This is a genomic window from Candidatus Neptunochlamydia sp. REUL1 (genome assembly GCF_963457595.1).
GTDB lineage: Bacteria > Chlamydiota > Chlamydiia > Chlamydiales > Simkaniaceae > Neptunichlamydia.
In genome coordinates, this window is record NZ_OY735137.1 from 365,020 (window position 1) to 389,088 (window position 24,069).

Sequence of the window (24,069 nt, forward strand, 5' to 3'; positions counted from 1 at the left end):
CCAAGATTTTTGTATTCAAACGCAAACAGTTCGGTTAAGATGTTTGACTATGGACCAGCTCAGCGGATACATTGACACCATCGTTTTTGCAAGTGAGGAAACCGGCTTCACTGTGGCACGCCTTAAGACGCCCAAACAAAGCGATCTGATCACTGTCGTCGGTTCAATGCCTGGGATCAGTCCTGGAGAAACCCTTCACTGCCGCGGTATTTGGAAACATCATGCCCGCCATGGAAGGCAATTTGAAGTGCAAAATTTCGAACTAACAGCTCCTGTTGATATCCTGGGAATCCAGAAATATTTAGAGTCAGGGATGGTCAAAGGGGTTGGACCTGTCTATGCCAAGCGTATTGTTGAAACCTTTGGGGTCAAAACCCTTGAAATTATCGATAAACACCCTCATCGGCTCACCGAGGTCTCTGGAATCGGGGCCAAAAGAATCAAGAAAATTGAGGACTGTTGGAGCGAACAAAAGTCCATCCGCAATGTCATGATCTTTTTGCAGACCCACCAAGTCCGCCCCTCCTTTGCCCAAAAGATTTTCAAGAAATATGGGGAAGAGAGTATTGAAAAGGTAAAGGAAAATCCTTACGTTCTTGCAAAAGAAATTTACGGTGTTGGCTTTAAAACAGCTGATGAGCTCGCCCAAAACCTCGGTGTCACTAAAGACTCCCCTCTTCGGATTAAAGCGGGCATTGAGCACGTCCTATGGGAACTAAGCAACGACGGAAATGTCTGCTACTTAAAAGAAGCCTTCATTCCCGAAGCCGAAAAAATCCTTGAAGTCGATGGATCACTTATCGCTGAGCAGATTGGTACTCTTGAGATGGAAGGTCACATCATAGAAGATACTCTAGATGGTAAACCCCACATTTGGATCCGTCCTCTCTATAATGCAGAATGGGGAGTCGCCCGAGAGCTGCAAAGAATCTATGAAGCCCCTTGCAAAATCCGCACAGTCACGCTTGACAAAGCGGTCGATTGGGCACAGGAAACGCACCGCATCCGCTTTGCTAAAGAGCAAAAGAAAGCGATTGAAGAAAGCCTCGAGGAAAAAATCCATATTGTTACAGGAGGACCTGGGACAGGAAAGAGCACGATCACCCGAGCGATCCTCTCTATTACTTCTAAAGTAACCGATAAGATCACCCTTGCTGCTCCCACTGGGCGCGCCGCAAAACGGATGAGTGAAATTACGGGAAGAAAAGCCTTTACAATTCACAGCCTTCTAGAATTTGACTTCAATGGAGGAGGCTTTAAAAGAAATCGCGATAACCCCCTAACTTCCCGCCTCATCATTATCGATGAAGCAAGTATGATTGATACCCTCTTAATGTATAGCCTCCTAAAGGCAGTTCCCGATGAAACTCGACTTATTTTTATTGGTGATATAGACCAACTTCCAAGTGTCGGAGCAGGGAATGTCTTGAAGGATATGATCTACTCTGAAACACTCCCTGTCACCCGCCTTAAATGGATTTTTCGACAAGGTAAAGGATCTCGCATCATTGCCAATGCCCACCGGATTAATGCAGGCTACTTTCCTGAGACTGAGCATGAACAAGGGAGCGATTTTGTCTTTTTTAATGTCGAATCTCCTGATGAAATTCTCGGAAAAATCATCCAGCTCATCGAACATCATATCCCTGAAAAATTCCCCTTCAATGCCATCGATGATATTCAGGTTCTCTCTCCAATGAAAAAAGGGATCATTGGAACAGACAATCTTAACCATGCGCTTCAACAAAAACTGAATCCCCAATCCCTGCACCTTGTTCGAATGGGTCGCCACTTTAATATCCACGACAAAGTGATGCAAATACGGAACAACTACGATAAAAAAGTCTACAACGGCGATGTCGGTCGGATTACAGCAATCAACATGGAAGAACAAGAGCTCACAGTGACCTTTGACGGAAAAGATGTACAGTACGATTTCTGCGATATCGATGAGCTTATGCTCGCATACGCCGTTTCGATCCACAAATATCAAGGAAGTGAATGCCCCTGCGTCATCATCCCTGTCCATACCTCACACTTCAAGCTACTTTTCCGTAACCTTCTCTACACAGGGATCACCCGCGGCAAAAAACTTGTCATTCTTCTAGGCACAAAAAAGGCCTTGGCTATCGCAGTCAAGACCGATAACGTGAAGACCCGTTACACAGGCCTTCAGTATTTTCTAGAAGATTCACTTTCTAAACAGGGCCAAGAAAACCCTATCTCTTCCTAAAATACCTTTTCAACTAGATGATATAGCCAACAAAGATCTATTCAATTCCTTGAAATTAAATTAAATAATTGCTAGAATCTAGGTAGGACCAGTAGGTTTATTACGAATTTCATGAGAAATCAGGAGCAGGACCATGAAAAAGAAATCTAAAAAACTAATCAACAAAGTTTTACGCAAATTCAAGCGAAAAACTCGTTTTCAGCGTGCCATGAGATCCTTTAAAGGATTTATGGGAATTTAAGCGATTGGGCTCCCCAGGGGAGCCCCTTGTATCTCTAATACTTCCAGTGACTTAGACTCTCCTGCTGCCAGGATCATTCCTTGACTCTCCACTCCCATGAGTTTTGCCGGTTTTAGATTTGCTACAAGAGCAACCTTTTTCCCTATCAGCCCCCCTGGATCAGGGTATTGCTTCCGGATCCCCGAAACAACTGTCCGACGCTCAAATCCAAGATCTAGCTCAATCTTATAGAGCTTATCGCTCTTTGGAATCTCACTTGCGGAAAGGATCTGAGCTACCCGAATATCGAGCTTCTGAAAAGCATCAAAGGTGATCGGGTCCTTCAAATCTCCAGCAGGCTTTAGAGCATTTTTTAGGTCTTCAAGTTGTTTTTCAATCACGGTATCCTCTACTTTGGAAAAGAGCATTTCCGGCTTCGGGAAAGTGCGATGCGCTGGAATACCGGTCTCTAAAACGCCATTCCAAGTTTGATTTTTTAATGGTTCTTCATTGCCAAGAAGATGCCAAAGCTTTTCAGCAGTTTCAGGAATAATGGGGAAGGAGACAAGAGCCAGTGTATTCAGGGCGAGCAAACAGCAAGCAATCGTCGTATTCCGACCATCTTCACTATCCTTCCAAGGTTTTTTATGGTCGAAGTAAATGTTCCCTTTTTGAGCAAGTTCCATAATAAGCTGAGTCGCTTTCCGCAAATGATAGTGATCATAAGCCTGATGAATCGTTTTCGATAGCTCTTCAATTTTTTCTAGAAAACGTTCATCGTCATGCTTCAAATCTCCAAAAGGAGGCATTACACCTCCGCACTTGCTTTGAGTGAAAACAAGGACACGGTTCACAAGATTCCCATATTTCCCTAAGAGTTCGCTATTACAGCGCATCTGAAAATCCTTCCATGAAAACTCACTATCTTGTGTTTCAGGAGCATTTGCAGCAATAGCATACCGAATCTGATCGGAAGAAAAGTGTTTAAAAAACTCCTCTAGGTCGACATACCAACCAGCCGATTTACTAAATTGCTTCCCCTCGAGATTATAAAATTCATTTGCAGGAAGCTCGTCTACAATTTTGTAGGGTTCATCTTGTCCCATGGTCATTGCTGGGAAAAAAATCGCATGAAAGGGGATGTTATCCTTCCCGATAAAGTTGATCAGTTTTGTCTTTTCATCGCACCAGTATTGCTTCCACGCTTCGGGCTCTCCTTTCTTCTCAGCCCACTCTTTTGTTGCTGAAATATACCCAATGGGCGCGTCAAACCAAACGTAAAGAACCTTTCCTTCAGCCCCTTCGAGGGGAACAGGAACCCCCCAATCTGAATCACGGGTAATCGCCCGAGGTTTCAAATCATCGATATAGTTCTGGGCAAAATTCATCACATTGGATTTCCAATGTTTTTTCTTGATCCACTTTGAAAGCTCATCTTTGAACAGATCAAACCGGAGAAACCAGTGCTTTGTCGGTTTTAGGATGAGTGGAGCACCATTGAGTTTTGAACGAGGGTTCTTGAGATCCGTCGCCTCGTAACTCGAAGCACATTTAGGGCATTCATCCCCTCTAGCCTCTTCGAACCCACATTTAGGGCACGTCCCCTGAACATACCGATCTGCCAAAAACCGCTTATCCTTTTCGGAATAGAGCTGGTCAGTAACCTTCTCTTCAATATATCCATTTTTGTGGAGCTGCTTGAAATAGGTTTGAGTAGGTTCTATGTGCCCTTTCCAGGTAGTCCGTGAGTAGTGATCAAAACCAATGTTCATTTGCTTGAAAAAGTCAGAAAGAACTAAGTGAAAATGATCAACATGCTCTTTAGGAGTTCGCCCAGCCACCTCAGCGCTCAAGGTAATCGCCACCCCATGTTCATCGGAACCACAAATATAGAGAACATCATGACCCAGAAGTCTCTGAAAACGCGCATAGCAATCCGCGGGCAAGTATGCCCCAGCAATATGACCAAAATGCAGTGGCCCATTTGCATAAGGAAGTGCTGCCGTTATCAGAACTCTCTTCACTCTTGCTCTTCTTCCACTTTTTCTTGTTTTGGTGGGTTTTTACGGATCTCTTTGAGCATCTGTGTCACATTAAGATCTTCATTTCCACTTTGGATTTGTCTTTGCGCCACATCGATGGCGTAGTGCGTCAACTGAAAGTTATCCGAAAATAGGGTGATATAACTTTCTTTAGTTAGTTCATCTTGTGCCATGATTTCCTCCTTCGTGATTCTTGGCTACTATAATACTCTTTAATACCGTATAGGCAGTCTCTAAATCGTCATTAACGATCGTATAGTCATAATGTTTTGCCTGATCCATCTCATACTGGGCCCATTTCAGCCGTTTTTTGAGGGTCTCAGGCGACTCAGTTCTGCGATTTTTTAGTCTCTCTTCAAGAATTTCTATTGAAGGCGGTTCTATGAAAATGTAAAGAGCCTTTGTTTTTTTCTTAATCTCCATTGCTCCTTGAGTATCGATCACCAAAATGACGTGCTTCCCGTCTGTACGCTGCGCCTCAACAAGCTCTTTTGAGGTTCCGTATCGATTCCCAAATACCGTCGCATATTCCAAAAACTCTCCCTTTTTCACTCTCTTCTCAAACGCCTCATCAGTCAGAAAAACATAATCTTTTCCATCAATTTCCCCGGGGCGAGGCTTTCGAGTTGTGCACGAAATACTTTGAACCACTTCTTCAGGGTATTCTTCCTTCAACATATGAACAAGAGTCGTTTTTCCTGTTCCTGCTGGAGCACTTACAATGATCAGTTCACCTTTCTTACTCATTCGATATTCTGCAATTGCTCCCGGATCTTTTCGAGTTCACTTTTTACCGACAAAATCAACTGTGTAATCCCGAGCTCCTGCGATTTTGCCGCAATGGTATTAACCTCACGATTCATTTCTTGTATAAGAAAATCAAGCTCCCGTCCTACCCTCCGCTTATCTTCACTTAAAATATCACGAAACTGTTTGACATGAGAAGCAAGACGCGTGATTTCTTCAGTAACATCCACCTTGTCCGCAAAAATGACTAGCTCCCGGGTCAAACGATCCTCATCCGCCTCATGATTCGTCTTGATCTCTTCAAGTTTTTTCGCCAAACGCTCATGAAATCGCTTTGGAGCTTCCTTTGTGAGCTTTTCTACCTTGTCGACGTTCTCCACAATCTGGCAAAGGCGCGGAAGAATATCTTCTTTGAGAGCACTCGCCTCTGTTTCCTTCATCGCAATAAAAGCAAGCATTGCTTCATCAAACCCTTGCATCAACTCATTTTCAAAAGTCTTATCAATCTTTTGGGCTGCGGGAGAAGAGGTCATCACAAATTGCATCAATGAGGAAAATGGAACAGCTTCTTCCTTCTTATAACCAAGCCCTAATGCACACTCCATCCATTCTTTATGAATCTCCTTCATTGCTCCTAGACTAGGAACTTCATAAGAGGTCCCTTGACCGCTATCCTTTGTAATCCGGATGGTAACATTGCCTCGCTTTACCTCTTCACCCAAGCGCTTCCTGAGCCCCATATCCAAAAAAAGAAGTTCTTTTGGAATATTCGAGTGGATGTCTAAACTTTTTCGATTTACCGAATGAATTTCGATGATAAAGTGCCCCACGCCGGTTCTAAGGTGAGACCGTCCATAGGCTGTCATGCTACGCGCCATAGAGAAAATCCTAATTTGGTTGTGAGGGTTTTATAACTGATTCACTGCTGCAAGTCAAGGAACGCACTGGCTCGAAAGAAGTTCGATGAATCGGGCAAGGGCCATAAGCCCTAAGGGCCTCTACATGTCGCTTCGTTCCATATCCTTTGTGGCGATCAAATCCATAGTGAGGATACTGTTCATGGAGCTGCTTCATCAAAATGTCTCGATGATGCTTAGCAATGATCGAAGCAGCCCCAATACTTAGTGAACGACTATCCCCCTTAATCACCGCCTTAGCCGCAATGTGTGTCGGGGGAAGGTGATTACCATCAATGAGAAGATAATCAGGCTCAAAGTCAAGCGCGTTCACTGCTAGTGCCATAGCCCTAAGAGTAGCCTGCAAAATATTGATCTTATCGATGACTACACTTTCAAGAACGCCAATGCCATAGTGGATGTCAGGGTGGGTGGTGAGCACATGATAGAGCTCCTCCCGTTTCTCAGGAGTGAGCTTCTTGCTGTCATCAATCCCCTCAATTTGAAGTCCTCTAGGAAGAATGCAGGCAGCAGCAGTAACGGGACCGGCAAGGGGACCTCGCCCCGCTTCATCTACACCTGCAATCAGCCGGCGCCCAGTATTATAAGCGCTCTCTTCAAAAAAGGTTCGATCGTTCAACCCTACTCCGATTTAGGAGTTTCATCTTCAGGCTTTTTCTCCTCTTTAGAAGCCTCAGCCTTTGTTTCTACCTTTGGAGGTGCAGGATCTTCTATAAGAGCTGGACTTTTTTTGTCCTTTTTCCGCCCAATCTTTTCCTTAACCTTCGCTGCTTTTCCAGCAGTTCCGCGGAGGTAATAAAGTTTTGCTCGTCTCACTTTTCCTAATCGAACAACTTCAATCTTAGCAATTCGGGGGCTGTGTAGTGGGAATACCCGCTCCATTCCAGCGCCGTAAGCGACTCGGTACATCGAAAAAGTTTCAGAAATACCCGAGCCTTTTCGAGCAATTACAGTTCCAGCAAAAACCTGGATTCTTTCTTTTTCCCCTTCGATAATACGGATGTGAACTTTGATCGTGTCGCCGACATTAAAATGGGGGATGTCTGCCTTAAGTTGACTGGTTTCAATTTCCTCAAGTAGCGCATCGCGGCTCATGATTCATTTCTCCTGATTAGATATTCTAGTTTTTAAGTCGGGTCGAACCCGCTTTGTTTTCTTTTGCGCCTGCATTTCTCGCCAAGCCTTAATTTCAGCATGATTCCCGTTTTTTAAAACCTCAGGAACCTCTCTTCCTTCAAAAATAGGAGGCCGGGTATAAACCGGACAATCAAACATCCCATTTTCAAAAGAGTCTTGCTGCGCTGCCTCTTCGTTTCCAATCACTCCCGGAATAAAGCGGGAGACACTATCAACTAGGACAATGGCAGCCGGGGCGCCACTCGTAAGTACATAATCCCCAATGCTAATCTCTTCATCGACTTCGCTCTCAATTGCGCGCTCATCGATCCCCTCATAATGGCCGCATACAACAATCAAATGTGGTTTTTTGGCCAGTTCCCCACACCGTTTAGCAGTGAGAGGTTTTCCCTGAGGGGTCAGATAGACCACATGGGAATCTTCTTTCTTAACACTTCGCACAGCCTTTGTGACAGGTTCTGCCATTAGGACCATTCCTGGTCCACCTCCGTACGGACGATCATCGATTTGCTGATATCTTCCTGAAGAAAAATCCCTCATATTCACAAGGTTAATCTCCAACAACCCCTTTTCCCGTCCTCTTTTAATCATACTGACATCAAAGGGGCCTTCAAAATAGTCCGGAAAGAGGGACAGGATATCGTAGCGCATCGAAAAAACTACTTCTTTTTCGCTTTGCGCTTCTCGCTACGCTTTTTCACTTTTGCAAGCTCTCGATCACGAATACTCTTGATCACCCCGGGAGCTTTTCGAGCAATTAAAGCATGTGCTTTTTCAGTTAGCTCAGCTCCATTATCAACCCAAAACTGGATGCGATCTTCTTTAACTACAGCATCTTTCCCCTCTTCATGATGAGGATCATAATGCCCGAGGTTTTCAACGTATTTCCCATCTCTTGGAGAGCGAGAATCTGCAACAACTAAGCGATAAGTCAATCTATTGGTTCGGCCCTGTTGTCTTAGGCGAATCTTTAGTGCCATCTATGTAAACTCCAATTCACAAATTGTAAGACTGTCCATCATAAACCATACCCGAAAAAAATGGTATTAAAAACCACCGTGGCCCTTCCAATTTCTAATTTTATCAAAAAATCCGTTCAATTTTTGAAAAAAATATAGAAAAAAAATCGATTAATACAGGATGAGTCCTGATGGCAATATTAACCGACTCAAACAAAAAAAACACTGTTGGATTAGATAGAATAAACGATTTTCTTCATCCAGTCAGCATCTCAAAGTTTAATGTTAATAAAGCTTTACACACGTATCTACAGACTGGATTAAAGACCCACAAAGATCAGGATGTTTTTCAATCTTTAGACAAAGTCGACAGATCTTACTGCACCAGCCTCGAGCTAATCCCCACAAAAATTGCTAAAATTCAATTTGACAAGCAAAATGCCCGAGCTATAGCAAGTATGCAATCACACATTAACCCTGGGAATGAAGTGCACTTTTTACTTGATGGCGGTTTAATCTTATACTTTGTGCTAAGAGAGGGTCACCAAAAATTGATTCTAAAACCGGGCGCCCGCTTTTTTATTCCTAAGGACGTTGAGCACTGGATCGATTTCACCGCTGAAACCTACTTAGTACTAGCGAGTTACCACAGTAAAAGCTTTGATACGTTTCATAGTAAAATTAAATACACAAATACTCATAATCAATAAAAATTGACAGATCGCGCGTGTAGCAGACGCGAGATAGCCCTTACCTGTTAGTCGCTACCTATAACACTTTCTTTAGGCTTTGTGTAAGAAAAAGGCTCATGGAAAACAGACAGCTTCTAGAAGGTCGAAAGCTGCTCTCAAAAGGATTACTTAAGAAAAAGAGATGAGGATTGCCCTTTAAGAGCACTAAGTTGATCTTTCATCTGAGGATCATTCATGAATTTCTTTTTCATGCCAGGCATCTTTTTCATCATCTGCTTGATTCTTTTGAAGCTTTTGATCATCCGGTTGACATCGTCAATAGAGGTGCCACTTCCACTTGCAACCCGACGACGACGCGGAGGAAGGAGTTCATCTAATCCAATGCGTTCATTAGGTGTCATAGAGAGGATAATCGCTTCAATCTTCGAGAGCTCCTTATCGGACATATCAAAGTCCCCACCCATCTTATTGAATCCAGGAACCATGGAAAGAAGACCTTTTAGAGAGCCCATTTTTTTAATGGATCGCATCTGTTTAAGAAAATCATCGAAGGTAAAGGTCGCTTTACGGAGCTTCTTTTCCATCTTCTGGGCTTCTTCCTCATCAACATGCTCTTGAGCTTTCTTCACAAGGTTGATGACATCTCCCATCCCAAGGATCCGATCGGCCATTGATTGAGGATTAAAAAGTTGAAGGTCGGTCACTTTTTCCCCGATCCCTTCAAACTTAAGCGGCTTGCCCGTCACTTCTCGAATAGAAATTGCAGCACCAGCACGCGTATTTCCATCAAGCATAGTGAGGATTGTTCCAGTGATTGCGATGCGACTATCAAAGTCGGCAGCGGTCTTTACCGCATCTTGCCCTGTTGCGGCGTTCGCAACAAAGAGGATTTCATGAGGGCCAACTACTCCCTTTATCTTTTCTAGCTCTTTCATGAGCTCTTCATCGATATGAAGGCGTCCAGCAGTATCAATAATAAGAACGTCAAAAGCCTCTTTTTTAGCACGGTCTAAGGCGTTTTTGGCCACCTTAACAGCGTTCTTTTGGTCTCGATCGGCGTAAATAGGAACTTCTATCTGAGTACCGAGAGTTTCTAATTGGTCGATGGCAGCGGGACGTTGTAAATCACAAGCTGCGATGAGAACTTTCTTATTTTGTTTTTTCAGATAGAGCGCAAGTTTTGCAGACTGAGTCGTCTTTCCAGACCCCTGAAGACCGCACATTAAAATAACGGATGGACAGCGCCCAATATCAAGCTCCGCCTCATCTTCCCCCATTAAAGCTTTTAGCTCATCATGGACGATTTTTGTAAAGAGATCACCAGCACCAACAGATTTAAGAACCTCTTCCCCCAGTGCTTTTTCTTTGACCCGTTTAATAAAGTTTTTTGCAACGGTATAGTTCACATCGGCATCGAGAAGAGCCATGCGGACCTCTCTCACCGCATCAGAAATGTTCTCATCCGTTAACTTTTTCTTTGAAGCTAAGGCTGAGAAAACATTTTGAAATTTTTCTGTGATACCACCAAACATTCAGTACTCCTTAAAAGAATCTATTTTACTCTGTTTTCGGGTGATATTCAAGGAAAAAGAAGCGATCATGATCTGCCCAATCTTTTTCACACCGCTTTTGTTTCCAATGACTTTGGTTAAATAGAGCATAAAGAGCACCGCCTTGGCCCGCCCCTATTTCAAAAAAAAGTTTTGCGCCTGGATTAAGATAAGACGGAAGTTCCAGAGACAGCCGCTTATAGAAATCAATTCCGCCTACTAAGGCTCGTTTGGGTTCATAGAGGCGCACTTCATCTTCTAATCCCTCATATTCATCTTGAGTAATATAAGGAGGGTTGCAGACTAAAACATCACATTTCTTTCCTTTAAAAGGAACTAGTAGGTCTCCCTCAAGTATTTCAACAGCAAGCTCGTTTAGAAGCGCATTTTCCCTTGCAACCACAAGCGCCTCTACGGAAATATCTGAAAGAGTTACCGTGCAGTCTGCGCGTTTATTCTTAATTGCAAGCCCAAGGCACCCACTCCCCGTACAAAGATCCCAAACAACACAAGGTTCCTTAGAAAGAGACTTTACCACTTGGTCAGCAAGAATTTCTGTTTCCTGTCTCGGAATAAGGGTTTCTGAGTTCACTTTAAGGGAAAGACCCAAAAACTCCACTTCTCCTAGAATGTACGCTAAAGGCTCTTTGTCCCCTTTCCGCTTAATCCACTTGCGGTACTGCGCAACCTCATGTTCTTCAACGGGTGCATCGTAATCAAAATAGAGTTCTAATCGTTTTTGATTAAGCAGGACTGCAAGAAGCTCTTCAGCCACGCGCCGTGCATTAGAAACGCCTTTCTTTTCTAGGAAGTCCGTGGAAAGCTTAATGAGTTCGCGAATATTACGCATGAAGCTTTTCCTGATAGAAATGACCAATAAGCGCTTCGGTCACTTCAGACAAGTCCCCTTCTACGATTTGATCAAGCTTATAAAGGGTCAAGTTAACACGGTGATCGGTCACCCGATTTTGAGAATAGTTATAGGTGCGAATCCTCCCAGAGCGATCGCCTGTGCCCACTTGACTCGAACGAAGGGATGCCCGCTCTTCGTGCAGCTTGCGCCGCTGTTCTTCAGCAAGCTTAGCCACAAGAACCCGAAGGGCTTTTTCTTTATTCTTATGCTGTGAGCGTTCTTCTTGGCAGTAAACAACAACACCTGAAGGAACATGCGTGATCCGCACTGCGGAATCGGTTGTATTGACGTGTTGCCCGCCAGCTCCTGACGCGCGGTATGTATCAATTTTGAGCTCACTCTCATCAATTACAATTTTTTCTTCTTCAGTAGGCTCCATTAAAACAGCAACTGTGATTGCTGAGGTATGCACCCTTCCCTGTGTCTCAGTTACAGGAACCCGTTGAACGCGGTGCGTTCCTGCTTCGTATTGAAGGTGGCGATGAACATTTTTTCCAGTGAGAGAGATAACATATTCTTTGTATCCCCCTGCTTCAGAATCTGCAAGAGAAAGGGTTTCATATTTCCACCCCATCTTATCAGCAAAGAGGCGATACATGCGAACACAATCCCCTACAAAGATTGCCGCTTCATCGCCTCCTGTCCCTGCACGAATCTCCATGATTATGTTGGCATGGTCATTAGGATCAGGGGGAACGAGAAGGGTTTCGATTCTGGCTTGGAGGCTTGTTACTTTTGCCTCAAGACTCTCAATTTCTTCACGAATGACTTCGGTAAACTCAGGGTCTTTTTCCTCTTTTAGGAGATTCCGATTATCCTCAAGATCTTTCTTACTGGTTTGAAACTGCTCATAAACATCCTTGAGCTCCGATAAGTAAGAGTGCTCTTGTGAGAGTTCTCTAAATCTCTTTTGATCCGAATGAATGTCGGGAGTGCCCAAGGCGGCTTCAACCTCTTCAAAACGGCCCAAGAGCCCCTGCAGTTTCTGTTCCAAAATTACTCCTTAGGAGGAGTTTTTTTCGTTGCAGTTTTCTTAGCAGCAGTTTTCTTAGCAGCAGGTTTTTTCTTTCCCTGCTCTTCTTGCTCCTTGTCTTGAGCTTGCTTTGCTGCTTGAGGTTTTCGGCTGTAGCGCTTCTTAAACTTATCAACGCGTCCTTCAGAGTCAACAAACTGTTGACTTCCAGTAAAGAAAGGGTGAGAAGCAGAAGAAATGGGTACTTTATAGACTGGGTATTCTTTTCCCTCGTAAGTATCGGTTTCCTTGGGTTGCAAGGTGCTTCCACAAACAAATTTATGTCCAGTAGCTGTATCTACAAATAGGATGTTCTGGTAGGGAGGATGGCCTTCTTTCTTCATTGAAAATTCCTTTGATATCAATCGTCGTTTTTCCTGAAGATTAAACCTCTTTTGAAGATAAAAAACAACATAAAAACTGATTTTTTATTCATGGATATGGTAGTCTTTGGGCATGATGAACAACTCTCAAGCATTTCGTTTAGGTCCTAGGGCTACCCCAAAAATTATCAAATGGACAATTATTGCAACACTTATTTTGAGTTTTTTCTCGCTCATTTCAAACGCTCTTTTTACACAAGTTTTTCACACCCACAGCCCTCAACATCTACTCAGCCTAACAACATGGGGCGTTCACAATTTTTTTATTTGGCAATTTATCTCTTACCTCTTCATCCAGCCTCTTGCTGGTGGAGGGATTTCCATGGCCCTTATCCTCCACGTCTTTTTTGACCTCTATTTGCTATGGGCAATTGGCTCTTCTCTTATTCAGTCCCGTGGAGAAAAACACTTTATCGGTCTCTATTTTGGTGGAGCCCTTTTTGTTGGCCTGATCGCCTACATGTGTTTATTTCTTTTTGGATCTCCGCTCCCCTTTGCAGGCGCGACAACATCCATCTATATTCTACTTATTGGATGGGCATTTCTCTTTCCTGAAGCCAACATTATGCTCTTTTTACTCTTACCTATCCGCGCAAAGTGGCTTGTTTTTGGCCTGATTGGTGTAAACCTCTTTCTTGATTTCTCTAATGGGAGCTTCCTCTCATTCTTCGTAACCCTTGGAGCTATGCTCTACGGGTACTTTTATTCTGTGCTTGTCTGGGAAATCCTTGGGCCGTTCTATCGTCTACACGGGATGGAAAAACGCATCATCTATTTCAAACGAAAGATGCGAGCGCGCTTTAAAAAGGTCGTTGATATCGAAATACAGGCTTCAAAAGTTTACGATTTCAAGACAGGAAGAATCATCATCCAGGACGACGAGTTCATGGATGCATGCCTCGATAAAATTTCTCGGAAAGGGAAAAGCTCCCTTACAGTGCGCGAGCGATTCCGCATGTGGCGCATCTCCCGCGGCAGATCCTAGATAGTGTCGTCAAATACTCTATGTTGCTTTTGACTTTCCTATGAAAAGCTTCTGCATTGCCCTGCTTCAAGAGCCCACTTGGGGCTCTTTCTGTCGAGCGCCTTGAATTTTGCTCATATAAAGGCCACTCGCAACAAAGATTATTTGACGATACGATCTAGTGCATCTCTTTCTGCTGGGATAAAACTGCCATTTTTGCAGAATGAAGCCCTTTAAGCACCCCTTCTTCATATCGGAAAAAGGGGTGCTTTTCAAGCTCAGGATAGTCATTGGGTTGGAGGATATCATCAGTTGTAATATTCGGAATAATTGTGGCTGCATAGCTCAGGAGCTTCTTTTCTTGAAAATCGATGAGCTCATTAAAGAGCGCTTCCAGCTGCTGCTTCATTTTTTTTCCTTTGCTGTTTAAAAAAATTTCTCATTAGTTTGGCAGATTGGGCTTCGAGAAGCCCCCCTTCTATCTGAGTGGTGTGGGTCGGATGTTTCTTCTCAAAAACATTTAGATAGCTTCCATGAGCTCCATGGCGCAGGTCTGGCGCTCCATAGACAATACGCCCAACACGAGCCAGCAGAAGGGCCCCTGCGCACATAAGACAAGGTTCTAGGGTTGTATAAAGGGTGGTCTCTAGGAGACGCCAATCCCCTAGGAGCTGCGCTCCCTCTCGAATGCAGAGAAGCTCAGCGTGAGCAGAAGGGTCTCTCCGCCCTTCCATTTGATTATAAGCTCTGGAAAGGATTTCTCCATGACGCGTGAGGACTGCACCAACAGGGACTTCGTCTAGATCGTAGGCTTTTTGAGCTTCCTTAAGCGCTTTTTCCATCATCTTTGTGTCAAATTTTTTTTTATCCATATAGTAGCATCATAACCCAAAAGAGATTGACCGTGAAGGCAAAAGATAATTTGAACAACCGATGGCTTGAAATATATATCCACCCTTGATACAATAAAGGCCGTCATATGATGAATTTATGTCTAAGTCCTGTCTAACAATAATGTCTATATCGGGAGTATAAATAAATGTCTTTAGATAAAGGTACTAAAGAAGAAATTACTAAGAAGTTTCAACTTCACGAGAAGGATACTGGCTCAGCTGATGTACAGATTGCCATCCTTACTGAAAGAATCACAGAGCTTACAGACCATTTAAAGCTCGCTCCGAAGGATCACGCCTCTCGGCTTGCCCTTCTCAAGCTAGTCGGCCAACGACGTAAGCTTCTTGATTACTTAAATTCAACGGATACCAAGCGCTATCAAATGCTCATTAATCGTCTGAATCTTCGTAAGTAAAATCTTAAACTTAAGCCCTAGGAGAGCCATCCCCTGGGGTTTTTTAGAAATTTCCTTTCTTGCATCTATTATATCTTCCTGATAAACTCGATCCTCACCCAGCAATAGGAGTCCCATGGAATCAAAACAGCAAAAGCTCGAAACTCAATCGATTACCGTCTCAGTAGGCGGAAAGGAAATCTCTTTCGAAACAGGGAAAATCGCCCGCCAAGCAGGAGGATCTGTCATGATCCGCTCTGGGGACACAATGCTCCTCTCAACCGCTTGTATGGGAGCACCACTTGATGAGGTGGACTTCCTCCCCCTAAAAGTTGATTACCAAGAAAAGTTCTCCTCAGCAGGAAAAACCCTCGGTGGCTTCATCAAACGAGAAGGAAGGCCGAGTGAGAAAGAAGTTCTCACCTGTCGCCTCACTGACAGACCAATTCGCCCGATGTTTGAAGAGGGATACTACAATGACACCCAAGTGATCACCAAGGTTCTCTCTTATGATGGCGTTAATCCAACAGAACCTCTAGCAATTTGTGCAGCAGCGGCCGCACTTGTTATTTCTGAAATTCCCTTTATTAAACCCATTGCTGCAGTCCGCGTCGGCATGATTGAAGGAAGATTCGTTATCAATCCGACTAACGAAGAAATAGAGAGCTCTGTGCTCGACCTACTCTTAGCTGGTACAGAAGACGCAATCTTAATGATTGAAGGCTATTGCGATTTCTTAAACGAAGACCAAATCATGGACTCGATCGATGAAGGCCATGAAGCAATTAAGACGATCTGCCAAAAACTTTCGGAATGGCAACAGGTTGTTGGAAAAGAGAAAAACCGTGCAGATCTCAGATTCCTTCCTGAAGGGCTGAAAGAAGACGTAAATGCAATCATGGAAGCTCCACTGCAAGATGCCATTCGTATTGTTGAAAAGCAAGTCCGTGAAGATTCTCTAGCAGCCATCCGTGAAACAGTTAAAGAAGCACTCCTTCCTGAAGAAGGTGCTAAATACAAGCCCTTTGAAGTTTCAATGGCAATGAAAAAAGTCACAGCCCACCACATGCGGCAAATGGTTCTTAAGGAAAAGAAGCGGTGTGACGGACGAGGCACCTCTGAAGTGCGTCAAATTTGGGTTGAAATGGGACTCCTCCCAAGAACCCATGGTAGTACACTCTTTACTCGTGGTGAAACGCAATCGATTTCTGTCTGTACTCTCGGCGGTGAGTCGATGGGACAACGTTACGAAACCCTTGATTATTCAGATGGCCTTCGTAACTTTTACCTTCAGTACTCCTTTCCTCCTTACTCAGTAGGTGAAGTAGGACGAATGGGCTCTCCAGGAAGGCGAGAAATAGGGCATGGAAAGCTTGCGGAACGCTCTCTTCAATCAATTATCCCTAAGAAAGATTCGTTTCCCTACACTATTCGTCTTGAATCTAATACCACCGAATCTAACGGCTCCTCTTCAATGGCAGCTGTTTGTGGTGGTTGCCTATCCATGATGGAAGCTGGTGTCCCCATCAAACGCCCAATCGCAGGGATTGCAATGGGATTAATTCTCGAGGATGAAAACTACGCAATTCTTTCTGACATCCTAGGAATGGAAGATGCTCTTGGTGATATGGACTTTAAAATTGCTGGTGATGAGAAGGGAATTACAGCCTTCCAACTAGATATTAAGGTTGAAGGTATCAACAAACAAATCATGAAAGTTGCTCTTGCTCAAGCTAAAGAAGGACGTGTTCACATCCTCAATAAGATGCTTGAAGCCTGCCCAAAATCGAAAGATGACTTGTCTCAGTATGCACCGCGAATTGAAACCATTAAGGTCAAACCAAGCCAAATTGGTACGATCATTGGCCCTGGAGGAAAGCAGATCCGCGCAATTGTTGAAGAAACAGGTGTCGATATCAATATCGATGATGATGGCTATGTGAGCATTGCATCTAACTCTGCCGAGGGAATGGCTAGAGCACGCCAAATCGTCCACGATCTTACAGCAGAAGCTGAAATCGGTAAGACCTACAAAGGAAAAGTTGTCACGGTTAAAGACTTCGGTCTCTTCGTCGCTTTTCTAAATGTTCAAGGGCTTTGCCACATCTCAGAAATTGCTCATGAGCGCGTCAATAATATTGATGATTATTTCAAAGAAGGTGATGAAATTGAGGTGAAAGTCCTTGAAATTGATCGCAATGGAAAGATCCGCCTTAGCCGCAAGGCTCTTCTTGAAGCACCTGCTGCAAAATAACTACTAATGCTCCCTTTTCCAAAGGGAGCATTAGAAATACAATCATAACCCTAGAGAAATCTGGGGTGTTTTTATAGATAAGGACTCACAACAGAAAACCAATATTGATCTAGAGTTTTCTTGAGTTTTGGTATAGGGCCCTCGGAAAGTCCCTTTAAGCAACTATAAAACTCAACGGCAAGATCGGGCTGACCAAGGGATGTTAAGCTAGAGAGGATACGTGTAATCCTCGATAGATTATGCGCTCCATTGATAAAAAAATTCTGTTGCTTGGCGGCGAAAGTACTAGGATTTATCGAAACCTTACCCGCATGAAGATCAAGCTTTAACCCATAGTGATCAGCCATGAGAGCTAAGGCCTCTTGCTGCTTTGCACGCAGAGAAGAATCAGTCAAAAAAGCCTGAACAATTTCTGCATTAAGAAGAGGGGCATAACTACAATAGTTATACCATTCGTAAAAAATAACGTCATAAAATAGCCCACGGTCTTGAGCAGAGCCTTCTCACTCTGGTTGGAGTGTCAACAAATGCATTCCATGCATCGCAGCAGGCCATCGTAATCGCATCATAATCTTCATAACAGCGATTCGCTAGATGTTCATCTCGAAGCGTTTGCCATACTTGTTCTGTTGGATTCAACTCTGGAGAAACCGGAGGAAGCGGTAGAAGGCTTATGTTGCTAAACCTTTTAAGTCGCTTTGTTGTATGCCAAGCAGCTCTATCCAGCACAATAACTGCATGCCTTCCTTCAGGAATCTTCATGGAAATGTGCTCAAGATGCACAAGCATTGCTTCTGTATTTACAGCTGGCATTACAAGGCCTACAGCTTCATCTCTGACGGGGCAAATAGCTCCAAATATGTAAGCGTATTCAAATTGCTGCTGACGTGCGAGCCGAGGACGTGTTCCTTTATTGGCCCATGTACGGGTTACAGTGCCTCTTTGCCCCACTCTAGCCTCATCTTGGAACCAAATATCAACAGACTCTATTTCTACTCCTGCTGGCAATGCCTCAACTACTTTTTCTGAGAAGTTTTTTTAAAAGTCTCTTGGGCTTCTAAGTCTGCCTTGGGGTGAATTGATCGACCCGAGATCCAGACGAGGTCAGCCCTTTTCAATGTATTGTATACCGTCTTCAAAGATGGGTCGACTCCATATTTTGTTTTCATCAATTCCAAAATGTCTCTCCCTTTGATACGTCCACCTACTTTCTTCTCTTGCAGCTCTAAAACAGCTTGCCTGAATGCAGCTTGATTTTCTAGAGGTATCAATGGCTTCTTACCTCTACCCGGCTTATCTTTTAACCCTTCGAAACCTTCCGTTCTAAATCTCTTGATCCACCTCATCAAAGACCTGAGTTTCACCCGTACAAAGGCTGCTGTTTCTGTAAACGTCTTCCCTTCTTGGAGATGGGCAAATGCCAGAAACCGTCTCCTTTCTCTTGGACTCCCCTCTGTTTTAGCAAGCTTATCGAAATCGTACTGATCAAGTCCTTTTATCTGAGCGGCCTTTCTTCCTCTCAACACTCACCTCCTGTTAAACTCAAACAGCTTACATGAAAAGACCAATTAAATTTATGACTTTATTTTTTACGAATAGTATTACTACGTTGATAGGTGGGAAATAAAAATTGAATAAAATTGTGATGTCTTTCAACTTCAGATTCTTTAAAATTTAAAATGCCATCAATCAAGAACCCATTCTTCCCCTTTTCTTCATTGCGATAGAATGCAAGAAAGGCTCGGGCCTTTTCAGGTTCCCCTACAGAGCTCTTTTCCTCTCTAAAAATACCAGTTAAACTAAACGATCTAGGAAACCTGAAGGGGATTCTCGCTGGTTTTGAGGTGATGGGTTCCGGCTCATGGTTCTGCGCTCCCTTCCTAACTAGGGAAGGGGGAAGGTCTATTCTTTTGGGTCTGTGGTAGTGTATCGTTTCAAAAGAGGTCGCAAAATAAGCAAGGGAGAGCCCACCTATCTTAACCCCTGTTCGGCTAAATAGACATCCTACAGCAATGAAGACCATCGCAGGCTTGCAGATAAAATGCTCTTGCTGATCATTGATTTGATTCGAACGAAAATACTGAAGAGCTGTTGCTGTCACAGCAGACGTAAAGGAACAATAGCCTTGAGACTTCCCTGAAAGTAAAAAATAGAAAGCCAGACTCGCCGCCTGGGCTCCTGCATGATAATAAATTTTTGATTCTTGTGACATACCTTTTCCGTATTTTTGAGGGAGAGGATAGCAAAGAAAAGAATATAAATCAATTTGTTGATATTAAGGGTGTTAAAGACTCAATACAGGCTCTTAACCGACAATACTCATCAATCCTGCAATACTGAGGCTGCGTATAAAAGTATCTAGAGCACTGGCTAAGTCTTCGTTGCCAAGCGCTTTCAAGCTTGGACTAATGCGGTTGAATGTCCCGTGAGTCTTATATGCATACCCGATATTAGGTTTGCTCCCCTAAAATGCATCAGTTTTTACAATTTTTCTGGCTGCGTTTAACTCCAATCTAAAGAGAGTCAGAAGGTGGAGTGATGCTGCGCGCTGTTTCTCTCGAAGAGACCCATCTACTCTAAATCTCTCAATCGTCGCTGCATCTAATGTTGGGCGGCCAATAGCAGGGGCTCTTCTATCTTCAACCGGGAAAATCCAATGCATATATTCAATGATTTCTAGGGTATTCTCCCAAACTAGAGAAGTCGCATCATCGATACTGCGCCCACTTACCATTTTTGTCCCTGAATAGAACTAAGCACCTCAACTCTTACACCCATTCTTGTCTTGGAGGATCATCGTGCCTCACAGGAACGGGAAACCTCATAGGCTCGGGTGGGAAAAGAAGGCGAGGGTCTGCTTCTAGTTTAGGCATGTCTCCACTTTTAGCTGGCTGCCAGCAGTCAACTAGAAAAGCCTCTACTTCTATTTGACCCTCTTGGTTAAGGCCATCAAGACAATCATAAAGTGACTGCGCAAGACCTTCCCGACCAAAATAAAACAGACTTGAAAGGATGCAGGTGATCCTATGGAAGTTATGACCTGAAAGATGTTTCTTCTTAGCCTCAAAATTTTCAGGATTCTTGACAATCGTATCGTTTTCATCAAGCTTCAAACCAAAGTGATTTAATATCAGAATTAGTGCCGCTTTCTGCTTCTCTTGCAGGACAGAATCCTTTGTGAACTCCTCAATCAACTCGTCGGTAATCATTGGCACTTTTCCTGACTGCCTAATTCTAATTTCCGCAAGGAATAGCCAGTGAATAACAGCTGGATTTATTTCAAGCCTAGCCTCTTCAAGAGCGAGGATTCTTGCAAAGGAATAACCGCCCAAACTAATCTTGCCACGATATAAATTCAAAACTTGCAGCGTATGCGTTTGTGCTCTCATCTTAGCCCAGTCTTTGTTTGGAGAGTTTTTGGGTTTTAGCTTTCTAACCACAATAGGAGGAGTGCGAGGACTCGGAATTTCTCGCACAGGTTCTGCTCTTTTCGGAGAAGGAGGCAGTGTTACATCTTTAGGTCGGTGGTAATGAATCACTTCAAAAACGGTTGCAAAATAGGCCAGTGAGAGCCCCCATACTTTTATCCCCGTCCGGCTAAAAAGACACCCTACGGCAATAAAGACCATTGCAGGTTTGCAAATGAAATGCTCGTTCTTATCATTAATCTGATTCGATCGGATATATTGAAGGGCTGTTGCCGTCACAATAGATGTGAATGAACAGTAACCTTAAGACTCCCCTGCAAGCAAAAGATAGCACGTTACACTTGCGACCTGCAGTCCTGCGTGAAAGTAAACGTTTGAATTTCTCTCCATATCAAATACCTTTAATTTGGCAAAGAGAATACCTCAGAATGAAATAAAAACCAATTTTTTGATATTGAGTTATTTAACACCTAAGAATTTGGTAAATTGTGATTGTTAGACAATACTGCCTAAACCCCCTGCGGCGTAGGTCCTAGGCCTTCTCCTTGTTTGGACTCCGTTTCATCATCTGAAGGCGGTGGTGGTGGAACCTTGCGATGAGCTTCGACCATTGCTTTGAGCTTTTCGCGCTTCTTCTCCATATCCCAACTACCATCCATAATCGCATGAACATCTTCTTTATCCAAGGATTCGAACTCAATGAGCATATCGGTCATGAGCTGAACTTTGTCCTTTTTTTCATCAAGAATCTTGTTTGCAAAAGCATTGGCTTCTTCAAGAAGGCTACGCACTTCTGAGTCAATTTGCTTTGCTGTCTCCTCAGAATAATTCTTGGAAGACTGACCTGGCATTGCATAGCTCCCCTCTTCAGACCGCTCGTCGTAAGCAACAGGGCCAAGAGCTGAATTCATTCCCCACTGGCACACCATGCTCCTTGCAAGTTTAGTGGCTTGCGAGATATCCATCTGAGCACCACTTGAAATATCCCCAACAAAGAGATCCTCTGCAACACGCCCTCCCATCAAAACAGCAAGGCGATCAATGAGTTCTTTTCTCCAGTAGCTAACTTTATTCTTCTCTGGAACAAAATGGGTCGCTCCAAGCGAGAAACCTCGCGGAATGATTGTAACTTTTTCAATGGGGTCTCCTCTCTCAACGGTGAGACCAACAACAGCATGCCCTGATTCATGAAAGGCGGTGTGAATTTTTTCTTTTTCATCGAGCTCTAAGCTGCGTCTTTCTTTTCCATATTTCACTTTATCGCATGCATCTAGTGTATCTTGATGGGTCACAGCACTGCGCCCTTTGCGTGCTGCAAGCAAAGCGGCTTCGTTTAAAACATTCATCAGATCCGCACCTGAAGATCCAGGAGTTGCCCTAGCTACATCCATAAGCTCAACATCCACATCGAGCTTAATTTTTCTCGCATGGACCTTTAATATCTCAAAACGCCCCTTAATATCGGGAAGATCAAGAATAACATTCCGGTCGAAACGACCAGGTCTAAGCAACGCCTTATCAAGAACATCTGGACGGTTTGTTGCAGCCATTAAGATGACTCCTTCATTGGTGTCAAATCCATCCATCTCAACAAGCAGTTGGTTCAAAGTCTGTTCTCTTTCATCATGTCCACCACCGATCCCAGCACCCCGGTGACGCCCTACAGCATCAATCTCATCAATAAAGACAATACAAGGAGCATTCTTCTTTGCTTGGCCAAAGAGATCCCGAATTCTACTGGCACCCACACCCACAAACATCTCAACAAAATCAGAACCTGAAATGGAGAAGAAAGGACGATCTGCCTCTCCAGCTACCGCTTTCGCAATTAAGGTTTTCCCTGTTCCTGGAGGACCAACTAATAAAACTCCTTTAGGAATGCGAGCACCGAGTGCGGTGAATTTTGAAGGATCTTTCAGAAAATCAACAACTTCATGAAGCTCTTCTTTAGCCTCCTCAACTCCTGCAACATCCTTAAAAGTCACTTTGTGCATGCTCTTGTTGAGCATCTTTGCTGGGGATTTTCCAAAGTTCATTGCACCACCTGACCCCATTCCCTTCATTTGTCTTGAAAAAATGAAGTATAAAACAAGAAGGACAATGACGATTGGAAAGATCGTCAAGAAAATATAACTTAAATAATTTGGTGAAGGTTCCTGACTCTTAAACGTTTTTTCTAGCACAAGATTACGCGGCTGATCAGGCGCTTTGAAAAGAGTCCCCATGTTCCCAGCACCAGCAAACGCTTCCCACTCTTTCTTCCCCTGAGTAAACCAAAGGGAAAATGCCTCAGGACTCTGCCTTTCTAACGCTTTCGTTGACAGCTCCTTATTATTGAAGAACCACGTCACATCAGAAACGCTTTGCCGTGCTTTATTCAGCTGCGCTTCATTATTATCTAGCGCAACAAAGGTCTCTTGGTACTGGTTAAGATCCACCATGTAGTTTCGAACGCTTCGCAATTCCAATAGAGAAACATGGTTTTCAGATTTTAAAAGATTCAGGGTGATCTGATTCAGGGTGACAAGACCCGACTGATAGGCTGCTAGCGCCTCTTCAATCGTCTTATTGCTTTTAAGTGCCGTTCCAACTTTGGCTTCAGCAGAGCGAAGTTCTTGTTTCATCGCTTCACTTCCAATACCTAGTGTTGGAGATTTATAACTTTGGATAAGTTTTTCAACATGCTCGCCAAATCCTCTGACCGGATCAGTTGACGGAGATTGAGAAACGGCACGATACTCTGCTTGCAAATCGGTTAGGTTTATCTTCCTTTTTTCAGGAAGAGAATAAATGACAACGCTGTTCTGTCTCTCTTGAGTATCATGAAAAGAGCTGACAACGCTAAATCCCCCCTTAGGGATAGGTGTGCCACTCAAAATAATAAAGCGCTCAGCTGCTTCCCGAACATTTTGCTGCAATGAAGAAAGATTATTAGATAGTTCGTCTTTTCTTTCAGTGAGCTCATGATTTTCATTGAGGAGTTCGAGATAGCGATAGCGAGCCTTAGAGTCGTCACTAAGGCGCTCCTTAAATTTCCCCGTAAAGGTTACTAGGTTGTCATTTTGGGCAATCTTTCGACTATCATCTTTATGAATTAAATCGAGATTGACCAAGTGCTCCACCTGGTGGCTAAACGAAACCTTTCCCCCTTTATCACTCGACAGGTTTTGTACTGTCAGAATGATCAAGATGGCGGCCAATAGAAATAATAAGAACCCACCAGGAAAACGTTTCCTTGGTTCTTGTGGTTTTTCAGGCTGATCCATACGCTTCTTAAATGTATTCTTGAGAGACCGAAAATCTTTCTTCGGCCCTTTAATTTTTTTTATT

At 43.6% G+C, this 24,069-nt stretch carries 25 protein-coding genes and 1 pseudogene; 5 read left to right on the forward strand and 21 right to left on the reverse strand.

Features of this window, described 5'->3' with window-relative positions:
- The first annotated feature begins 49 nt into the window (after window positions 1-49).
- Window positions 50-2,233, forward strand: a complete 2,184-nt coding sequence (gene recD2, locus R2I63_RS02195) for an SF1B family DNA helicase RecD2 (protein WP_316358350.1) — start codon at window positions 50-52, stop codon at window positions 2,231-2,233.
- Between the two features lie 237 nt (window positions 2,234-2,470).
- Here recD2 and metG read toward each other — a convergent pair whose 3' ends face one another.
- The 8 genes and pseudogenes from metG to rpsP form a co-directional block, all read right to left on the reverse strand.
- Window positions 2,471-4,477 carry a methionine--tRNA ligase gene (gene metG, locus R2I63_RS02200; protein WP_316358352.1) on the reverse strand — a complete coding sequence of 669 codons (2,007 nt, stop codon included), beginning with the start codon at window positions 4,475-4,477 and terminating at the stop codon, window positions 2,471-2,473.
- Window positions 4,474-4,668, reverse strand: coding sequence for a hypothetical protein (locus R2I63_RS02205; protein ID WP_316358354.1), 195 nt, complete (start codon window positions 4,666-4,668; stop codon window positions 4,474-4,476). The genes metG and R2I63_RS02205 overlap by 4 nt, the downstream gene beginning before the upstream one ends.
- Window positions 4,655-5,242, reverse strand: coding sequence for a guanylate kinase (gene gmk / locus R2I63_RS02210; protein WP_316358357.1), 588 nt, complete (start codon window positions 5,240-5,242; stop codon window positions 4,655-4,657). Before gmk ends, R2I63_RS02205 begins: the two co-directional genes overlap by 14 nt.
- Window positions 5,239-6,108 carry a YicC/YloC family endoribonuclease gene (locus R2I63_RS02215; protein ID WP_316358360.1) on the reverse strand — a complete coding sequence of 290 codons (870 nt, stop codon included), beginning with the start codon at window positions 6,106-6,108 and terminating at the stop codon, window positions 5,239-5,241. Before R2I63_RS02215 ends, gmk begins: the two co-directional genes overlap by 4 nt.
- A gap of 22 nt (window positions 6,109-6,130) precedes the next feature.
- The gene (locus tag R2I63_RS02220) at window positions 6,131-6,778 is read right to left on the reverse strand and encodes a ribonuclease HII (RefSeq protein ID WP_316358364.1); all 648 of its coding nucleotides are present in this window, start codon (window positions 6,776-6,778) and stop codon (window positions 6,131-6,133) included.
- Between the two features lie 131 nt (window positions 6,779-6,909).
- A pseudogene (rplS, locus tag R2I63_RS02225) lies at window positions 6,910-7,254 on the reverse strand (50S ribosomal protein L19); the annotation flags it as partial.
- Window positions 7,255-7,257: 3 nt separating this feature from the next.
- Window positions 7,258-7,947: a tRNA (guanosine(37)-N1)-methyltransferase TrmD gene (gene trmD / locus R2I63_RS02230; RefSeq protein ID WP_316358367.1), complete on the reverse strand. Its 690-nt coding sequence runs from the start codon at window positions 7,945-7,947 to the stop codon at window positions 7,258-7,260.
- Between the two features lie 8 nt (window positions 7,948-7,955).
- Window positions 7,956-8,276, reverse strand: a complete 321-nt coding sequence (gene rpsP, locus R2I63_RS02235; protein WP_316358368.1) for a 30S ribosomal protein S16 — start codon at window positions 8,274-8,276, stop codon at window positions 7,956-7,958.
- Between the two features lie 170 nt (window positions 8,277-8,446).
- Here rpsP and R2I63_RS02240 point away from each other — a divergent pair, with 170 nt between their 5' ends.
- Window positions 8,447-8,965, forward strand: coding sequence for a cupin domain-containing protein (locus tag R2I63_RS02240; protein WP_316358369.1), 519 nt, complete (start codon window positions 8,447-8,449; stop codon window positions 8,963-8,965).
- A 146-nt stretch (window positions 8,966-9,111) separates the two neighbouring features.
- Here the strand turns inward: R2I63_RS02240 and ffh are convergent, their stop codons facing one another.
- Genes ffh through R2I63_RS02260 form a run of 4 tightly spaced genes read right to left on the reverse strand, consistent with a single transcriptional unit; the run spans window position 9,112 to window position 12,766 of the window.
- The gene (gene ffh, locus R2I63_RS02245; RefSeq protein WP_316358372.1) at window positions 9,112-10,479 is read right to left on the reverse strand and encodes a signal recognition particle protein; all 1,368 of its coding nucleotides are present in this window, start codon (window positions 10,477-10,479) and stop codon (window positions 9,112-9,114) included.
- A gap of 25 nt (window positions 10,480-10,504) precedes the next feature.
- Window positions 10,505-11,347, reverse strand: a complete 843-nt coding sequence (prmC, locus tag R2I63_RS02250; RefSeq protein ID WP_316358374.1) for a peptide chain release factor N(5)-glutamine methyltransferase — start codon at window positions 11,345-11,347, stop codon at window positions 10,505-10,507.
- Window positions 11,340-12,404, reverse strand: coding sequence for a peptide chain release factor 1 (prfA, locus tag R2I63_RS02255; RefSeq protein WP_316358376.1), 1,065 nt, complete (start codon window positions 12,402-12,404; stop codon window positions 11,340-11,342). The genes prmC and prfA overlap by 8 nt, the downstream gene beginning before the upstream one ends.
- Before the next feature lie 2 nt (window positions 12,405-12,406).
- Window positions 12,407-12,766: a type B 50S ribosomal protein L31 gene (locus tag R2I63_RS02260; RefSeq protein ID WP_316358380.1), complete on the reverse strand. Its 360-nt coding sequence runs from the start codon at window positions 12,764-12,766 to the stop codon at window positions 12,407-12,409.
- 112 nt (window positions 12,767-12,878) lie between these two features.
- On the opposite strand from R2I63_RS02260, the gene R2I63_RS02265 reads away from it, so the two are divergent.
- Window positions 12,879-13,790 (forward strand): rhomboid family intramembrane serine protease, encoded by a 912-nt coding sequence (locus R2I63_RS02265; protein ID WP_316358382.1) that lies wholly within the window; start codon window positions 12,879-12,881, stop codon window positions 13,788-13,790.
- A gap of 157 nt (window positions 13,791-13,947) precedes the next feature.
- Here R2I63_RS02265 and R2I63_RS02270 read toward each other — a convergent pair whose 3' ends face one another.
- Together R2I63_RS02270 and tadA are read right to left on the reverse strand one after the other, a co-directional pair.
- Window positions 13,948-14,178, reverse strand: coding sequence for a hypothetical protein (locus tag R2I63_RS02270; protein ID WP_316358385.1), 231 nt, complete (start codon window positions 14,176-14,178; stop codon window positions 13,948-13,950).
- Complete coding sequence (gene tadA, locus R2I63_RS02275; RefSeq protein ID WP_445083654.1) at window positions 14,150-14,641, reverse strand: tRNA adenosine(34) deaminase TadA; 492 nt, start codon at window positions 14,639-14,641, stop codon at window positions 14,150-14,152. The genes R2I63_RS02270 and tadA overlap by 29 nt, the downstream gene beginning before the upstream one ends.
- A gap of 167 nt (window positions 14,642-14,808) precedes the next feature.
- Between tadA and rpsO the strand changes: the two genes are divergently transcribed.
- Entirely contained in the window at window positions 14,809-15,078 is a 270-nt protein-coding gene (gene rpsO / locus R2I63_RS02280) for a 30S ribosomal protein S15 (protein ID WP_316358390.1), read from the forward strand.
- 115 nt (window positions 15,079-15,193) lie between these two features.
- On the forward strand, window positions 15,194-17,311 hold the full coding sequence (gene pnp, locus R2I63_RS02285; RefSeq protein ID WP_316358393.1) for a polyribonucleotide nucleotidyltransferase: 2,118 nt from the start codon (window positions 15,194-15,196) through the stop codon (window positions 17,309-17,311).
- A 71-nt stretch (window positions 17,312-17,382) separates the two neighbouring features.
- Here the strand turns inward: pnp and R2I63_RS02290 are convergent, their stop codons facing one another.
- The 7 genes from R2I63_RS02290 to ftsH form a co-directional block, all read right to left on the reverse strand.
- Complete coding sequence (locus R2I63_RS02290; RefSeq protein WP_316359710.1) at window positions 17,383-17,775, reverse strand: opioid growth factor receptor-related protein; 393 nt, start codon at window positions 17,773-17,775, stop codon at window positions 17,383-17,385.
- Window positions 17,776-17,779: 4 nt separating this feature from the next.
- On the reverse strand, window positions 17,780-18,319 hold the full coding sequence (locus R2I63_RS02295; RefSeq protein WP_316355518.1) for an IS630 family transposase: 540 nt from the start codon (window positions 18,317-18,319) through the stop codon (window positions 17,780-17,782).
- An 8-nt stretch (window positions 18,320-18,327) separates the two neighbouring features.
- A complete protein-coding gene (locus R2I63_RS02300) occupies window positions 18,328-18,837 on the reverse strand; it encodes a helix-turn-helix domain-containing protein (RefSeq protein ID WP_316356171.1) in 510 nt (169 codons plus the stop codon).
- Window positions 18,838-18,893: 56 nt separating this feature from the next.
- Window positions 18,894-19,523 carry a hypothetical protein gene (locus R2I63_RS02305; RefSeq protein ID WP_316358394.1) on the reverse strand — a complete coding sequence of 210 codons (630 nt, stop codon included), beginning with the start codon at window positions 19,521-19,523 and terminating at the stop codon, window positions 18,894-18,896.
- A 252-nt stretch (window positions 19,524-19,775) separates the two neighbouring features.
- On the reverse strand, window positions 19,776-20,045 hold the full coding sequence (locus R2I63_RS02310; RefSeq protein ID WP_316358395.1) for a hypothetical protein: 270 nt from the start codon (window positions 20,043-20,045) through the stop codon (window positions 19,776-19,778).
- A 34-nt stretch (window positions 20,046-20,079) separates the two neighbouring features.
- On the reverse strand, window positions 20,080-21,018 hold the full coding sequence (locus tag R2I63_RS02315; protein WP_316358397.1) for an opioid growth factor receptor-related protein: 939 nt from the start codon (window positions 21,016-21,018) through the stop codon (window positions 20,080-20,082).
- Window positions 21,019-21,248: 230 nt separating this feature from the next.
- Window positions 21,249-24,005, reverse strand: coding sequence for an ATP-dependent zinc metalloprotease FtsH (gene ftsH, locus R2I63_RS02320; protein WP_445083665.1), 2,757 nt, complete (start codon window positions 24,003-24,005; stop codon window positions 21,249-21,251).
- Window positions 24,006-24,069 lie beyond the last annotated feature (64 nt).

Coding starts and splice junctions, on each gene's coding strand:
- R2I63_RS02265 (WP_316358382.1), top strand. CDS start 12,879: ATGATGAACAACTCTCAAGCATTTCGTTTAGGTCCTAGGGCTACCCCA.
- ftsH (WP_445083665.1), bottom strand. CDS start 24,005: ATGGATCAGCCTGAAAAACCACAAGAACCAAGGAAACGTTTTCCTGGT.
- R2I63_RS02215 (WP_316358360.1), bottom strand. CDS start 6,108: ATGACAGCCTATGGACGGTCTCACCTTAGAACCGGCGTGGGGCACTTT.
- pnp (WP_316358393.1), top strand. CDS start 15,194: ATGGAATCAAAACAGCAAAAGCTCGAAACTCAATCGATTACCGTCTCA.
- R2I63_RS02270 (WP_316358385.1), bottom strand. CDS start 14,178: ATGAAGCAGCAGCTGGAAGCGCTCTTTAATGAGCTCATCGATTTTCAA.
- R2I63_RS02310 (WP_316358395.1), bottom strand. CDS start 20,045: ATGGTAAGTGGGCGCAGTATCGATGATGCGACTTCTCTAGTTTGGGAG.
- R2I63_RS02260 (WP_316358380.1), bottom strand. CDS start 12,766: ATGAAGAAAGAAGGCCATCCTCCCTACCAGAACATCCTATTTGTAGAT.
- tadA (WP_445083654.1), bottom strand. CDS start 14,641: ATGGATAAAAAAAAATTTGACACAAAGATGATGGAAAAAGCGCTTAAG.
- trmD (WP_316358367.1), bottom strand. CDS start 7,947: ATGCGCTACGATATCCTGTCCCTCTTTCCGGACTATTTTGAAGGCCCC.
- ffh (WP_316358372.1), bottom strand. CDS start 10,479: ATGTTTGGTGGTATCACAGAAAAATTTCAAAATGTTTTCTCAGCCTTA.
- R2I63_RS02305 (WP_316358394.1), bottom strand. CDS start 19,523: ATGTCACAAGAATCAAAAATTTATTATCATGCAGGAGCCCAGGCGGCG.
- recD2 (WP_316358350.1), top strand. CDS start 50: ATGGACCAGCTCAGCGGATACATTGACACCATCGTTTTTGCAAGTGAG.
- prmC (WP_316358374.1), bottom strand. CDS start 11,347: ATGCGTAATATTCGCGAACTCATTAAGCTTTCCACGGACTTCCTAGAA.
- gmk (WP_316358357.1), bottom strand. CDS start 5,242: ATGAGTAAGAAAGGTGAACTGATCATTGTAAGTGCTCCAGCAGGAACA.
- R2I63_RS02240 (WP_316358369.1), top strand. CDS start 8,447: ATGGCAATATTAACCGACTCAAACAAAAAAAACACTGTTGGATTAGAT.
- rpsO (WP_316358390.1), top strand. CDS start 14,809: ATGTCTTTAGATAAAGGTACTAAAGAAGAAATTACTAAGAAGTTTCAA.
- R2I63_RS02205 (WP_316358354.1), bottom strand. CDS start 4,668: ATGGCACAAGATGAACTAACTAAAGAAAGTTATATCACCCTATTTTCG.
- rpsP (WP_316358368.1), bottom strand. CDS start 8,276: ATGGCACTAAAGATTCGCCTAAGACAACAGGGCCGAACCAATAGATTG.